Below are 13,735 nucleotides of genomic sequence, written 5' to 3'. Positions count from 1 at the left end.
GAATTGCGGGGACCACGAAGTCTCGAGGGAAGGAAGAGTAGTCGGATGGCCGAGAAAACCAAGGGGTTGATCAGCATCGACGCTCAGCCTGACGCTGTCATGGCCGTGATCGCCGATTTCGAGGAGTACCCCGCGTGGGTTGCGGCGGCCAAGTCCGTCGAGGTTCTGGACGTGGGCAGCAACGGTCGCGCGAATCGAGTGCGGTTCGTCCTCGATGCCGGGGTTGTGAAAGACAAGTACGAGCTGGCGTACACGTGGGCGCCCGACGGCATGTCGGTGAGCTGGAAACTGGTGAGCGGGGAAATTCAGAAGTCCCAATCCGGTTCGTACACTTTGCGTTCCGAGCCGGGCGGTAGCACGTCGGTTACCTACGAGCTGACGGTCGACCTGACCATCCCGATGATCGGGTTGTTCAAACGCAAGGCCGAGAAGATCATCACGGACACGGCATTGAAGGAACTGAAGAAACGAGTCGAGGGCTGAACGCCGCGCGGGCCCGTCTTCAACTCTTCATCGGCAAGGGCGGCAGTGGAACGACGACGCTGGCGTCCGCCGCGGCGCTGTCGGCGGCGAGCGCCGGTTCCAAGGTTCTGCTGATGTCGATCGATCGGCTTCATTCGCTCGCGGATGTGCTGGCGATTCCGGTTCCGCTCGTAGTGACTCCACTGTTCGAACAGGTGGATGTCTGGCAGCTCGACACGCTGACGCTTGTCGAAGACAAGTTCCGTGGTGTGTCAGCGCTACTCGATGCCGCAGGCTCCCACGAGCACGGTGCGTCGCTCCAGACTTTGGAGCCTGAGGAACTGACGGGTTCGCTCGGCATCGCGGACATTCTGGCGCTTGCCGAGGTGGTTCGGATGGCATCGAGCGGCGACTACGACGTCGTGGTCGTGGATTGCCCGTCGTCGCCGGAGGCGTTGCGGATTCTCGGCGCTCCCGCGATGGTGTCCGAGTACCTCGAGCGGCTGTGGCCGCGCCACCGACGGCTTGCCGCGGTGGCGGCGACCGACGTGCGGTTGATGCTGCTGGTGTCCGTGATCGAGCGCATCGTCTCATCGGTCGACGAGATCTCGGCGTTTCTCGCCGACTCTGCGCACACCGAGGTACATCTCGTGACGTCGGCGCAGGAATCCGCGGCGCTGGCGATGCGGCGCACATTGTCCGGTCTTGCACTCTCGGCCCTTCCGGTTGTGCGGATAATCGTCAATAGTGTTGTTCCGCAGTTTGTTTCGCAGGAAACCTCCGATGAGGGCTCGCGCTGGCTGTCGAATCTGCGCGTGGCGCAACTGTCGGTGCTGGAAGCGGTTCGCGACGCAGCGGATGGGATTGCCGTCACGGTTGTCGAACATGTCGGCACCGAACCGGTAGGGTTGGCGGCCCTGGGCGACATTGCAGTTGCGCTGGGCGATCCTGCCGTTGCACTGGGCGATCCTGCCGTTGCACGGGGCGACGGGGCCGCCGCGCAGTCGCACCGCCATCTCGACCCGATAGCGGTGTCGCTGGAATCGGGGACGGGGTTGGAGTCGGTCTACGCGATGCGGATGTATTTGCCGCTCGTCGATCCATCGTCGTTGACGTTGGGCCGGGTGGAGGACGATGTGCTGGTGGGAGCGGACGGGGTGCGACGGAGAGTGAGACTTGCGTCGGTGTTGCGGCGATGCGTCGTGACCGGTGCCGAACTCGACGGCGCCTATCTGATCGTTCGTTTTGCACCGGATCCTGCGGTGTGGCCTGCATGAACGACGATCACACCAAGCTCCTCGCCGAGTTTCGGGTGTTGGCCGAAACCGTCCTGTCCCGAATCGAGCCGATCGTGGCACAGATGGCGGAGGGACGCACGAACGTATCGGCTGATGTCGAATCCTCGGAAGAATTGCCGGCATTCAGCGGCTGCAGTTGGTGCCCGGTGTGCGCTCTTGCTGCCTTGATGCGGGGCGAGCATCACGAGTTACTTGCAGTGCTCGCCGGGCATGTGGCCGTTATCCTGGCGTTGCTGCGTGAGCTGTTGGACGAGTTTTTCGGCGGACAGGGTAAACCGGGCAGTGGTCCTGACGGTGGCGTGCCGACGCCGGACGGTACCGCACCGGCGAAGTCTCGCCCGTCGTCCTTCGTTCCGATCACCGTGACCGTCAAGCGGTAAAGCTGGTACTTCGGTGCCGTTCGTGGGCACAATCGTCAAGAACGCGTACCGACTCTGGAGTGTGGACCGGATGATCACCAAGCGCAACGTACATGCCGACGTCCTGACCGTCGGAATAGATGTGGGCGGCACCAGTATCCGGGCTTCGGTGGTCGACGTCGACGGCCAGGTACTTGATACGACGCAGGCTCCGACGCCCCAGTCCGCGCGGTCGCTCGAGGATGCGCTGGATCGAGTGGTGCGTGAACTGGTCAGCAGGCACGACGTCGCCGCGGTGGGTTTAGCTGTCGCCGGATTTGTCACCTCGGATCACGGGGTCGTGCTTTTTGCTCCGCACCTGCCGTGGGTGAATGCGCCGGTCGGCAAGGACCTGAGCGCACGGCTGGGGTTACCGGTGGTCCTGGAACACGATGCCAATGCGGCGGCATACGCGGAGTATCGATTCGGTGCCGCGGCCGGTGGCCGGAACGTCGTCACGGTGGCGATCGGAACAGGTATCGGTGGGGCGTTGCTGATCGGCGGTGAACTGTACCGGGGGAGTTACGGGGTTGCACCGGAATTCGGTCACGTCCAGGTCGTGCCGGACGGCCGACCGTGTGCGTGTGGCAAACGCGGTTGCTGGGAGCGATATTGCAGCGGAACTGCGTTGGTAGACACAGCAATTGAACTGCTGGCCGAAGACCCGGCCGCGTCCACCGTCCTGGCGAGAGAAGTTGCCGTTGACCCAGGCGGGTTGACCGGGCGTCGAATCGCCAACGCCGCGTACGACGGTGACCCGCTCGCGCTGGCGACGATGGCGGAGTTCACGCATTGGCTGGCGGTCGGTCTGGCGATGGTCGCGGACGCGTATGACCCCGATGTCGTGGTGATCGCCGGCGGCGTCGCGAGTTCGGCGCCGCTGTTTCTCGATGACGCCCGCGAGCAGTACGCAACGTTGTTGACGGGTGCGAAGTATCGACCCCTCGCTCGAATTCGCACAGCTCAGTTGGGGGAGGCCGCGGGGATGGTGGGGGCGGCAGCGTTGGCACGTTCGGTGGTCCCAGGCATCATTTCGCCTGCCAGGCGCTGAGCCACACGTGTGATCACCGTGGCCCGGTCGGGGCATGTGTAGCGAGGCTAACCGGCGCGCAGTAAGGTCGTGCACAAGGCAATTCGGGTTGTGAATGGGAGGGACGCCGTGTGGTATTGGCTCTTCAAGTATGTGTTGTTGGGGCCGATTCTCCTGCTGCTCGGGCGTCCGACGATCAAGGGGCACGAGAACATTCCCACTGACGGTGCGGCGATTCTCGCCAGCAACCATCAAGCGGTTCTGGACTCGTTCTATCTTCCGCTGCGCTCGAACCGTCGAATCACGTTCCTCGCGAAGAGTGAGTACTTCACCGGGACCGGACTCAAGGGTGCGTTCCAACGGTGGTTCTTCACCGCTGTCGGTCAGGTTCCGATCGATCGCACCGGTGCGGACGCAGCCCAGGACGCACTCAATGCCGGTCTGCGAGTCCTCGACGCCGGCAAGTTGCTCGGTATCTATCCCGAGGGCACCCGCTCGCCGGATGGTCGTCTGTACAAGGGCAAGACCGGAATGGCTCGTCTTGCACTCGAATCCGGTGTCAAGGTGATTCCCGTGGCGATGGTCGGCACCGACAAGATGAACCCCATCGGTTCGAGGATGTGGCGTCCGGCCAAGGTCACCGTCATCGTCGGGGAACCGATCGACTTCTCGCGTTTCGAGGGTATGGGCGGCAACCGCTTCGTGGAGCGGGCTGTCACCGACGAGGTCATGTACAAGCTGATGAAGCTGTCAGGCCAGGAATACGTCGACATCTATGCGGCCAGCCTCAAGAACCCGACGCCGGCCAAGGCCGAGGAGCCCCAGACCGGCGAGTCCGACGAGCCTGCCGCCCCACTTGCTGCTGTTGCCGACCCCGATACCGAGCAGACAGATGGGCCGCACGTCCCGGACACGCGCGCCAGTTAGAGATTTCCCACAACCGCCGTACTCTCATTAGCTCTCGGGACGGGCTGTGCGGCATAGTTTTGATCCGTGCGCTACTTCTACGACTGTGAATTCATCGAGGACGGCCGAACCATCGACCTCGTGTCCATCGGCGTCGTCTGCGAGGACGGCCGTGAGTACTACGCCGTCTCGACGGAATTCGATCCGGCGCGGGCCGGAAGTTGGGTGCGCAAGAACGTTCTGCCGAAACTTCCCGCGCCGTCGTCTCCGCTCTGGAAGTCACGCGAGAAGATTCGTGACGACCTTCTGAAGTTTTTCGTTCCGCGGCCGATGGTGGTTCCCGAGCTGTGGGCGTGGGTCGCGGCGTACGACCACGTCGCGCTGTGTCAGCTGTGGGGAGACATGACCGAGCTGCCGCAGTCGTTGCCGCGATACACACGGGAGCTGCGCCAGTTCTGGGAGGACAACGGCAGTCCGGCGTTGCCGCCGGCACCTGCTGACGCGCACGACGCACTTGCCGATGCTCGGCACAACCTCGTGAAGTTCGACGCGATTGCCCGTGTCCGATCACTTCGTTGACCTGCTGTGACGCTGAACTCGGTGAGACGAGGCCGGGCGCTAACGAGAGCCTGTGTGACGCGCGGGTAGGTAAGCGAATATCCTGTACTAGTGAACTGGACTGTCGACGTGCCGATCGACCGCTTGCCCGAACTTCCGCCGCTGCCCGCCGGACTGCGTCAGCAGCTCGACGAGGCCCTTGCGAAACCTGCCGCGCAGCAGCCTTCGTGGCCCGCTGATCAGGCGGCCGCGATGCGCACTGTCCTCGAAAGCGTGCCGCCGATCACCGTGGCAAGCGAAGTCGAGGCACTGTCGGATCGCCTTGCTCAGGTAGCACGCGGCGAAGCCTTCCTGCTGCAGGGCGGTGACTGCGCCGAGACGTTTGCCGATAACACCGAGCCGCACATCAAGGGCAACATCCGCACTCTGCTGCAGATGGCTGTCGTCTTGACGTACGGGTCGTCCATGCCGGTGGTCAAGGTCGCACGTATTGCAGGTCAGTACGCCAAGCCTCGGTCTGCCGACATCGACTCGCTGGGCCTCAAGTCCTACCGCGGCGACATGGTCAACTCGATTGTCGCGGACGAGGCCGTTCGTGCACACGATCCGTCACGTTTGGTACGGGCGTACGCAAATGCCAGTGCCGCGATGAACCTGGTTCGTGCGCTCACCGGCGCAGGCATGGCCGATCTCCACAAGGTCCACGACTGGAACCGCGAGTTCGTCGCAGCTTCTCCCGCAGGAGCCCGCTACGAGCAGCTCGCGTCGGAAATCGATCGTGGTCTGCAGTTCATGAACGCCTGCGGTGTCACCGATCCGAGCCTGCACCAGGCGCAGATCTTCGCGAGCCACGAAGCATTGGTCCTCGACTACGAGCGTGCGATGCTGCGTCTCGACAACGACAGCGATCACCCCAAGCTCTACGACCTCTCCGCTCACTTCCTGTGGATCGGCGACCGCACTCGTCAGCTCGACGGCGCCCACATCGCCTTTGCAGAGTTGGTGTCCAACCCGATCGGTCTCAAGATCGGGCCCACGACCACTCCCGAGATGGCCGTCGAATACGTCGAGCGTCTCGACCCGACCAACAAGCCCGGCCGCCTGACGTTGATCTCGCGGATGGGCAACGGCAAGGTCCGTGACCTCCTTCCCGCGATCATCGAGAAGGTCCAGGCCACCGGCCATCAGGTCATCTGGCAGTGCGATCCCATGCACGGCAACACCCACGAGGCCTCCACCGGTTACAAGACGCGTCACTTCGATCGCATCGTCGACGAGGTACAGGGCTTCTTCGAGGTCCACAACGGTCTGGGCACCCACCCGGGTGGAATACACGTCGAGTTGACCGGCGAGAACGTCACCGAGTGCCTCGGTGGTGCGCAGGATATTTCGGATGGCGACCTGTCGGGTCGTTACGAGACGGCCTGCGATCCCCGCCTGAATACCCAGCAGTCGCTGGAGCTTGCGTTCCTCGTCGCCGAAATGCTCCGTGGCTGACGCTTACCAGTTGTATCGAACGCCCTCACTCGCCGCGCGCGGGTGGGGGCGTTTTACGGAATCGCGACAACGGTGACGTTGGAGCCCTTCTCCACACGATCGTTCTTGTCGCTCTGACTGACAATCAGCGAGCTGTCGTTCTGAGTCAGCTGGCGAACGGTGAGCGTGAGACCGAGGCGGGTCAGTTCCTCGCGGGCCGACGCGACGCTACGCCCCAGCAGGTTGGGAACCTTCACGGAGTTGGACACGAGAAGGGCAACGGACGTTCCGGCGTTGACCGACGAACCCGCAGCAGGGTCGGTGCCGATGACCTTTCCGCCGTCGACGCCGTCGTCGAAGGAAGATCGGGTTTCGCTGACGGTGATGCCCAGCTTGTCGAGGGCAGCGCGGGCGGCGTTCTCCGACATGCCTTTCACGTCGGGAACGTCAACGGGCGGTGATCCCTTGGAGGTGACAACTTTGACCGAAGAACCAACCGGCACTGTAGTTCCCGGGGCCGGGTCGAGAGCCGCGACACCACCGATGGGGATCTTGGAACTGAACGTCTCACCGCCGTCGACGGCAACGAGGGTGCGCGCGGTGAGCTGATCTCGGGTGGCGTCGACGGCGCCGCCCGCTGGTATCGGCGGCACAGTCGGACGCCCGAGAGAAGTGAAGAGCACAACACTCGAACCGCGCGAGATCCGCGAGCCGGCTTCGGGATCGGTGCCGGTCACGGTGTCGAGAACTTCGGTGTCCGAGTATGTTCCCCGCACTTCCGACGACAGTCCGGCATTCTCGAGCGCCGTGACTGCCGCATCCTTGTTCAGGCCACCGATCTGCGGGACCGCGGTGAATCTGCCCGAGCCCATCCACCAACCGCCGAACCCCAGGGTAAGCGCAAGCAATGCGATGACAAGAAGCCAGATGAGGGTGGTTCGGCGAGAGCGTCGTCGTGCCTGCGAAAAGTGGTCGTGTGGGTCATCGTCGTCGACCTCGGCCGAGTCGTCGTCCGTGTCAGCGACGGGCGGACGGACGGTTTGCGCGGTGACTGCGCGGGTGTGCTGAATTCCGTCCGGCGGTGCATGCGGCGCCAGCGCTGTTGTCGGGGGAGCCAGAGCCGTGGTCGGCGGAGCTTGTGCACCGGCCGCAAAAGCTGTGGTGGCGCCGCCGATTGGTGCACCGGCGCCGCCGATAACGGTGGTAGCCGGCGAACCAGGGGCCGCGGGACGGGGTGTTGCGGGGCGGGACTGGGGTGCCGGTGCTGCGGCGGCACTGTGATGCTGTGCGGATCGCCGCGGCGCAGGCACGCGATACGCAGGCAGTTCGAGTTGTTCGCACACGATGCGCAGGGCGGCTGCCATTTCGCCTGCATCGGTAAACCGATGTGCAGGTTCACGATTGGTGGCCTGCGTGACAAGGCGGTCGAACTGCGCCGGTACGCCGGCGATTCGCGAACCCGGTGGCGGAACGTCGTCGTGAATTCTCTGGTACGCGATCGAGAGTGAAGTGTCTCCGGTGAAAGGTGTTGTACCGGTGAGGAGTTCGAACATGAGGACGCCGGTGGAATACACGTCGCTGCGAGGATCGGCCACCCCGGAGGTGACTTGCTCGGGGGAGAGGTAGGCGGCGGTGCCGAGAATGACGCTGTTGGACGTTGTCGTCGCGGCAGCGGCAGCGCGCACCAAGCCGAAATCGGCGATCTTCACTTCGCCTGAATCGGAGATCAGGATGTTCTCCGGTTTGACGTCGCGGTGCACCAATCCGGCCCGGTGTGCAACTGCCAACGCGTCGAGGACCGGCCCGACGACGGCGGCAACCGCGTGCGGCGGCATCGGACCACGCTCACGCAGCAACTCACGCAAGGTGCCGCCGTCGACCAACTCCATGACGAGGAAGGCATGGCCGCGATCGCTGCCCTGGTCGTACACGGCAACCAGGGCCGGGTGCTTGAGGCGTGCGACGGCGCGCGCCTCGAACTCGAAACGTGTGAGAAAAGCGGGATCGGCGGCAAACTGCGGATCCATGACCTTGATAGCGACAGGCCGATCCAACCGGGTATCGAGACCTCGATACACAGTCGACATTCCGCCGCGTGCGATGGGCGCATCCACGCGATAGCGGCGTTCGAGCATTTCGCCGATCAACCCTTGACCTCCGTTGTGAAAATCTGTGGTGCAGTAAAAATCTGTGGTCGCATCCGCCTCGTCCATCGTAGCCAGCGCTGCCGACGGAAAGTTCCACCCACGTGCTGGGCGACAAGCCGACCCGATAAACTTCCGTGGTGAGCGCGATTCCTTATTGTGATGATGTCCTGGATTCCTCGGTATCCCTTTTTCAGTTGGCCGATGTAGCGAAGAGCGTCAGATTGCCGGTCGCGAAAGTGCACCAGTTGCTCCGCGATCGCAAGATCATTGCAGTCAAGCGCAACGGCGTTCTCGGGGTTCCCGAGGAATTCTTCGACGAAGACGGCCAGATCGTGAAGTGGCTTCCCGGTTTGCTGGCAGTTCTGCACGACGGTGGATATTCCGACGTAGCGTCGCTGCGCTGGCTTTTCCAGGCCGACGATTCCCTCCCCGGACGCCCCGTCGACGCTCTGCACGGCCACCTCGCCCGTGAGGTTATTCGCCGAGCGCAGGCAATGGCTTTCTGAGTCTGATTCAGGCCCTGGCGTAGGTCGCCGACCGGACCGGTGCCGGTACGGCGACCCGCAGGCTCGTGCCGGCAACCGAACTCATGGCGCCGTCGAGGTCGCTTCTGCCGGCACTTTCTCCGGGCTGTGTCCGCGCAGGCGTAGTGGGTCTTCCGTTCGGAGCGACATCGCCGCAATGACGGAGGCGAAGGTTGCCAATGCGACGTGCGGAAACGAGTACATGCCGATCGATCCGTCCGGCTGGAAGATCAGCATGAGCCAACTGGACAGGCCCACCAGAATTGCCAGGGTTGTCGGGGAGAGCGCAAAGCCGGCAGCGATGGCCAACGGCCACGAGTAGTACCAGGGGAGTGCCGCCGGGGAGAGAATCACGATGGCAACCATGACGATCACGATGCCCATCACGGCGTCGCGTTCGGTGGTACGGAATCGCCACCAGACAAAGGCGATGATGCCGATGAGAACGACAGCGCTGACGGCTCGGGTGACTTGGAGTATGTCGTTGAAGTGATTGCCGGCGAACCATGATGTCGCGACGGTGGACAGGTGGGCGACGAGGGTCGGCAACGACAGCCAGTTGATGATCTTGTTGGAGCCGGAGAGTGCCGTCGTCCAGCCGAGTCCGACGCCGGCGATCAACGACGTGGAACCGAGCACGACAACAAACATCGCAAATCCGCTACCGGCTGTCCGGATGAAGGATCGGATCGGATTCGGTGCTTCCGTTCCCTGCGCTGCGGCGTCCTCGCGCTCGTGAATCATCCAGATCCAGACGATGAACGGCAGAGCCAACCCGGCCGTTGCCTTGATGGCTACGGCAAAGGCGATCAGGCCGATGCCGAACATGTGTTTGCGTTCGAGGGCAAGCGCGATGCCGGCGACCATCAGGCCGACCATCAGCATCTCGTTGTGCACGCCACCGATCAGATGGATCAGGACGAGGGGATTGAGGACTGCGAGCCACAGGGCAATCGCCGGGTTTCCGCCGAGTTTGCGCGCGAGATGGGGGACACCCCACATCATCAATGCGAGGCCGGGCAGCATGGTGATCCGCAGCAACATCGTGCCGGCGATGACGTTGTCACCGGTCAGACTGACAATGGCATCGGTCAGCAGCAGATGAACCGGACCGTACGGCGTTGTGGTGGTGGTCCAGACATTGGAGACGTTGTCGAGCAGGATGCCGGGATTGACTACCGGACCCACTTCGTACGGGTCGAATCCGTCACGCAGCAGGGCGCCCTGGGCGAGGTACGAGAACGCGTCACGACTGAACATCGGAACGGCGAAGAGCAGGGGGAACGTCCACAGTGGAACGATGAATCGCAACCCGCGCAGTCCGACGTCGCCTCGTAGTGTCGAGCGACCCAGTCGTGCCCAGGCGCCGATCATGCACAACACGCCGATCCAGACGATCGCCGCCGACAGTATCGAACCGTGCCCGAACCGGAGCCAGGACAGATGCATCGACTCGAGCAACGGGTCTTCACGCCGGACGCTACCTGCGCCGAAGCCGCCGAACATGATCATGGCGGCACCGAGGAATCCGAGTAGAGCGCTGTGTCCTTCGGGTGTGCGAAGGAAATCAGCGGCCCTGCGATGCCACGTTGGTGTGGTGGCTGCGGCAGAGGGCGTCATGAGTGCAGTTTCCTCCCCCGAGGTGTTCGGATGCGGTAGCGCGTACGTGGTGAATTGCTGGCGAATAGTCGGTTACGAGGGGATAGTTTAGTTGCTCCGGAGGCCGAACCCTGCCGTCGACTCGTTTGCGCGCGCCGGTGACGCATCCGGAGGTTGGTCGTCTCGATGGAAAGGCGGTCGGAACTCCGACATTCGGGGTTGGCGACGACCCGTTCGGCGTCCAACAGTGACGGATCACTCATCAATCGTCGTTGCTGTCAGTAGGTTCGCGACGTGGCTGCGAGGGCCATCTCGCTGAGCCGGGTCTTGGCCTCCGGGGTGGCGCTGCTCGATTCCAGTGCGGCCGCCGCAGATTCGACCAGCGCGGCGATGCGCGCTTCGGCATCGTCCACCGCGCCGAGATCGGTGATCAGGGTGCGCAGTGTATCGACGTCGGTGTCGGTCAATTCCGCGCCGATTCCGGCTCGGAGTTGTTGCGCCGCAGCAGGATCGGTCTCGTCGGCGCGAGCCAGGGCGGCGGCGAACAGTGTTGTCCGCTTACCGGTGCGGAGGTCGTCGCCGGACGGCTTGCCGGTCACCGACGGATCGCCGAACACTCCGAGCAGGTCGTCGCGGAGTTGGAATGCGACGCCGATGTCGGTGCCGAATTTCCGGTACGCGTCGATCAGCGTCGCGTCGGCTCCGAAGAGGGCCGCACCCAGGTGCAGGGGGCGCTCGATCGTGTATGCCGCAGTCTTGAAGCGGTTCACGCGCATGGCTGCCTCGACGCTCTCGTCGCCGCGAGCTTCGTTGCTGATGTCGAGGAACTGACCACCGAGCACTTCGGTGCGCATCGCCGACCACACGGGGCTGATCCGGAGAGCGGCGTCGGGGTCGATGCCGGATTCGCGAATCATGTCGTCGGCCCACGCGAGCGCCAGATCGCCGAGCAGAATTGCGACCGCCTCCCCGAAGTGGGCGCCGTCGCCGTTCCACTTGCCAGTGCGGTGCAGGTTCTCGAACTCGACGTGCACGGTGGGGAATCCGCGGCGCGTCGTGGAAGCGTCGATGATGTCGTCATGAACCAGCGCGCACGCCTGGACCAGTTCCAGCGCCGTGCAGGCGCGCATGATACCGGCGGCGTCGTCGCCGTGGGGGTCGCCGCCGGCGCCCAGCCATCCCGTCCACGCAAACGCCGGTCGCACCCGCTTGCCGCCGCGCAGAACAAAGCTCTCGAGAGTGTCGACGGCGCTTTCGTATCCGCCGCCGATGGTCTCGACTGCTTCGCGCCTCGAGGCAAAGAAGTCACGCAAGTTCTGTTCGAACAAGGCCGGCAACTCGAGCGAGGACGGATAGGCGGCGTCGGTTCGAGTGGACAGGATGGCCTCCAAGGTCGGTAACTTCTCATACCGGCGAACAGGGCCAGGCAGTGAGCGTAGAGTCCAGCTTAGTGGGGTGCCTGCCGATGTCCGGTGTGGGCCGTGAACTGCACGATCCTGGTATCCGGGACGTGTTCACGGACGCGATGCCCCGTTCTGCTGCGACAAAACATATGCTTACCTCGTGACATTCGATGCAGTCAGGGGACGCTCCAGCGATGGCTGGGCCAGCCGAACACCATCGATCGTCGATCGGATCACATCTTCCACAGGAAGTCGGATTCCGTTCTCGGTCGAGTTCTCACCGCCGCGCGACGCTGAAGCCGAGGCGCGTCTGTGGCGCGCCGTGCGCACATTCGAGAGGCTCGGTCCGGCATTTGTGTCGATGACCTACGGCGCCGGCGGCTCTACCCGCGACCGCACGGTGCGGGTAACCGGAGAACTGGCCGAAGAGACCACGTTGCTACCCGTTGCACACCTCACCGCGGTGTCGCACAGCATCGACGAGCTCCGATCCATGGTCGGCGCCTATGCCGATCGTGGGATCAGCAACATCCTCGTTCTGCGCGGCGATCCTCCGGGTGACCCTCTCGGCGAATGGAAGAAACATCCGGACGGCGTCGAGTACGCCGAAGAGCTTGTGCGGATGGTCCGCGACCTCGGTGATTTCCATGTCGGCGTCGCATCGTTCCCGGAAGGGCACTACCGAGCGCCTGACCTGGCCCACGACACGAAGTACCTCGTCTCGAAGCTGCGCGCCGGAGCCGAATACTCCATTACGCAGATGTTCTTCGACGTCGACGACTACCTGCGTCTGCGTGATCGCGTGAGCGCGTTCGACCCCGAGCAGGGCGCCAAGCCGATCATCCCGGAGATCATGCCGGTCACCTCACTGCGATCGGTGCGGCGCATGCTCGAACTGTCCGGGTCTTCGTTGCCGCCAGCCCTCGAGCGCCGGTTCGACGCCGCTGCCGGTTCGGGCTCGCAGGAGAACCGAGCAGCAGTGCGTGAGCTGGGGATCGACCTCGCTACCGAAATGGGCGAGCGCCTGATCGCCGAAGGCGCTCCGTGCCTGCACTTCATCACGCTGAACTTCGCCCGAGCCACCAGCGAGGTTCTGGAACGTCTGGGACTGACATCGGATGTGTCGACCGATACGCAGGCAAGCGTCTAGCGCCCGACCGCAAGTGCGGAACTTACGGTGAGTGGGTATCGGCCTTTGTCGGTTGTGGACTCTTCGGTGCCGGCGAGACGGGTGCGCGATTGCGCACCATCCAGGCCATCGCGCCGACGATAATCGCGACCCCGAGCGTGAGGCCGGCCATGATGCCTGCCCAGCCCGCGAAACTGCGGGTGCTCGGATCGGCGTAGTTCACTTCTGCGCGAACGGTGGATACTTCGCCGGCCGGCAGCGTCCACGAGACCCGTGAGTCGCCGTCGCGGTTGCCGTTTGTCGTGGAGATGCGTGCCGGGAAGGCAATACTGAATTGGATGTCGGATCCCTGGGCAGGCAGGGATTTGAGGTCGGCCTTTCCGTCCAGCGCGACGGTGTCACCGCTCCGCTGAAGGGTGAGTTGGAAGGAGCCGGCGCCTTCGTCCGTCATCGCAGCCAGTTGCGAGACGTCGCCGAAGCTGAGATCCCAGAAGAAAACCTGTGAACCGACGTAGCCGTCTTTCTTGTATTCCTGAACTCGGATGTTCTCCGCGAGCGATGTGGGCGCTACCAGTTGTGGCCCGGGATCGGCCTCGTTCTCCGGAATCACGGCCGCGACGATCTGTCCTGACACACGATCATCGGCCGAGACACCCATCGAGACCTGGACCCGTAGGCAGCCCGCGAGTAGCGGCACCAGCATCAGCGCGAGCGCTGCCGTGGCAAGGAGTTGCTTCCGACGACGCGGCCGCGTGTTGTCATCCGTGGACTGTTGCACAGTCGTCATCGTGCCAGCCGCTGCATC

13 protein-coding genes are annotated in these 13,735 nt (G+C 63.7%); 9 read left to right on the top strand and 4 right to left on the bottom strand.

What is annotated here, in order from left to right:
- Window positions 1-45 precede the first annotated feature (45 nt).
- From FFI94_RS18540 to FFI94_RS18510, 7 genes are all read left to right on the top strand, one after another.
- Complete coding sequence (locus FFI94_RS18540) at window positions 46-483, top strand: SRPBCC family protein (RefSeq protein WP_138869119.1); 438 nt, start codon at window positions 46-48, stop codon at window positions 481-483.
- Entirely contained in the window at window positions 450-1,739 is a 1,290-nt protein-coding gene (locus FFI94_RS18535) for an ArsA-related P-loop ATPase (protein WP_313905576.1), read from the top strand. Before FFI94_RS18540 ends, FFI94_RS18535 begins: the two co-directional genes overlap by 34 nt.
- Window positions 1,736-2,140: a hypothetical protein gene (locus tag FFI94_RS18530; protein ID WP_138869117.1), complete on the top strand. Its 405-nt coding sequence runs from the start codon at window positions 1,736-1,738 to the stop codon at window positions 2,138-2,140. The genes FFI94_RS18535 and FFI94_RS18530 overlap by 4 nt, the downstream gene beginning before the upstream one ends.
- Window positions 2,141-2,210: 70 nt before the next feature.
- Window positions 2,211-3,209: an ROK family glucokinase gene (locus FFI94_RS18525; protein WP_138873273.1), complete on the top strand. Its 999-nt coding sequence runs from the start codon at window positions 2,211-2,213 to the stop codon at window positions 3,207-3,209.
- Between the two features lie 108 nt (window positions 3,210-3,317).
- A complete protein-coding gene (locus tag FFI94_RS18520) occupies window positions 3,318-4,115 on the top strand; it encodes a 1-acyl-sn-glycerol-3-phosphate acyltransferase (RefSeq protein ID WP_138869116.1) in 798 nt (265 codons plus the stop codon).
- A gap of 66 nt (window positions 4,116-4,181) precedes the next feature.
- Entirely contained in the window at window positions 4,182-4,673 is a 492-nt protein-coding gene (locus FFI94_RS18515) for a polyadenylate-specific 3'-exoribonuclease AS (RefSeq protein ID WP_138869115.1), read from the top strand.
- 90 nt (window positions 4,674-4,763) lie between these two features.
- Complete coding sequence (locus FFI94_RS18510) at window positions 4,764-6,149, top strand: class II 3-deoxy-7-phosphoheptulonate synthase (protein WP_033231014.1); 1,386 nt, start codon at window positions 4,764-4,766, stop codon at window positions 6,147-6,149.
- A gap of 53 nt (window positions 6,150-6,202) precedes the next feature.
- On the opposite strand, the gene FFI94_RS18505 is transcribed toward FFI94_RS18510, so the two are convergent.
- On the bottom strand, window positions 6,203-8,263 hold the full coding sequence (locus tag FFI94_RS18505; RefSeq protein ID WP_185993427.1) for a Stk1 family PASTA domain-containing Ser/Thr kinase: 2,061 nt from the start codon (window positions 8,261-8,263) through the stop codon (window positions 6,203-6,205).
- Window positions 8,264-8,412: 149 nt separating this feature from the next.
- Here FFI94_RS18505 and FFI94_RS18500 point away from each other — a divergent pair, with 149 nt between their 5' ends.
- A complete protein-coding gene (locus FFI94_RS18500; protein ID WP_138869113.1) occupies window positions 8,413-8,781 on the top strand; it encodes an Rv2175c family DNA-binding protein in 369 nt (122 codons plus the stop codon).
- 81 nt (window positions 8,782-8,862) lie between these two features.
- Here FFI94_RS18500 and FFI94_RS18495 read toward each other — a convergent pair whose 3' ends face one another.
- The gene (locus FFI94_RS18495) at window positions 8,863-10,419 is read right to left on the bottom strand and encodes an alpha-(1->6)-mannopyranosyltransferase A (protein WP_138869112.1); all 1,557 of its coding nucleotides are present in this window, start codon (window positions 10,417-10,419) and stop codon (window positions 8,863-8,865) included.
- A 257-nt stretch (window positions 10,420-10,676) separates the two neighbouring features.
- Entirely contained in the window at window positions 10,677-11,780 is a 1,104-nt protein-coding gene (locus FFI94_RS18490; protein ID WP_397495571.1) for a polyprenyl synthetase family protein, read from the bottom strand.
- Between the two features lie 181 nt (window positions 11,781-11,961).
- Here FFI94_RS18490 and FFI94_RS18485 point away from each other — a divergent pair, with 181 nt between their 5' ends.
- A complete protein-coding gene (locus FFI94_RS18485; protein ID WP_138869111.1) occupies window positions 11,962-12,951 on the top strand; it encodes a methylenetetrahydrofolate reductase in 990 nt (329 codons plus the stop codon).
- Between the two features lie 22 nt (window positions 12,952-12,973).
- Here FFI94_RS18485 and FFI94_RS18480 read toward each other — a convergent pair whose 3' ends face one another.
- Window positions 12,974-13,717: an LppM family (lipo)protein gene (locus tag FFI94_RS18480; RefSeq protein ID WP_138869110.1), complete on the bottom strand. Its 744-nt coding sequence runs from the start codon at window positions 13,715-13,717 to the stop codon at window positions 12,974-12,976.
- Window positions 13,718-13,735 lie beyond the last annotated feature (18 nt).

The organism is Rhodococcus sp. KBS0724 (assembly GCF_005938745.2).
Classification (GTDB): Bacteria; Actinomycetota; Actinomycetes; order Mycobacteriales; family Mycobacteriaceae; genus Rhodococcus_F.
The sequence above is the reverse complement of the archived record's forward strand: the minus strand, read 5'-3'. Positions and strand labels throughout refer to the sequence as shown.

What these genes read in the sequence shown, in the direction of transcription:
- FFI94_RS18540 (WP_138869119.1), top strand. Translation starts at nt 46, where the DNA reads ATGGCCGAGAAAACCAAGGGGTTGATCAGCATCGACGCTCAGCCTGAC.
- FFI94_RS18530 (WP_138869117.1), top strand. Translation starts at nt 1,736, where the DNA reads ATGAACGACGATCACACCAAGCTCCTCGCCGAGTTTCGGGTGTTGGCC.
- FFI94_RS18525 (WP_138873273.1), top strand. Translation starts at nt 2,211, where the DNA reads ATGATCACCAAGCGCAACGTACATGCCGACGTCCTGACCGTCGGAATA.
- FFI94_RS18505 (WP_185993427.1), bottom strand. Translation starts at nt 8,263, where the DNA reads ATGCTCGAACGCCGCTATCGCGTGGATGCGCCCATCGCACGCGGCGGA.
- FFI94_RS18495 (WP_138869112.1), bottom strand. Translation starts at nt 10,419, where the DNA reads ATGACGCCCTCTGCCGCAGCCACCACACCAACGTGGCATCGCAGGGCC.
- FFI94_RS18480 (WP_138869110.1), bottom strand. Translation starts at nt 13,717, where the DNA reads ATGACGACTGTGCAACAGTCCACGGATGACAACACGCGGCCGCGTCGT.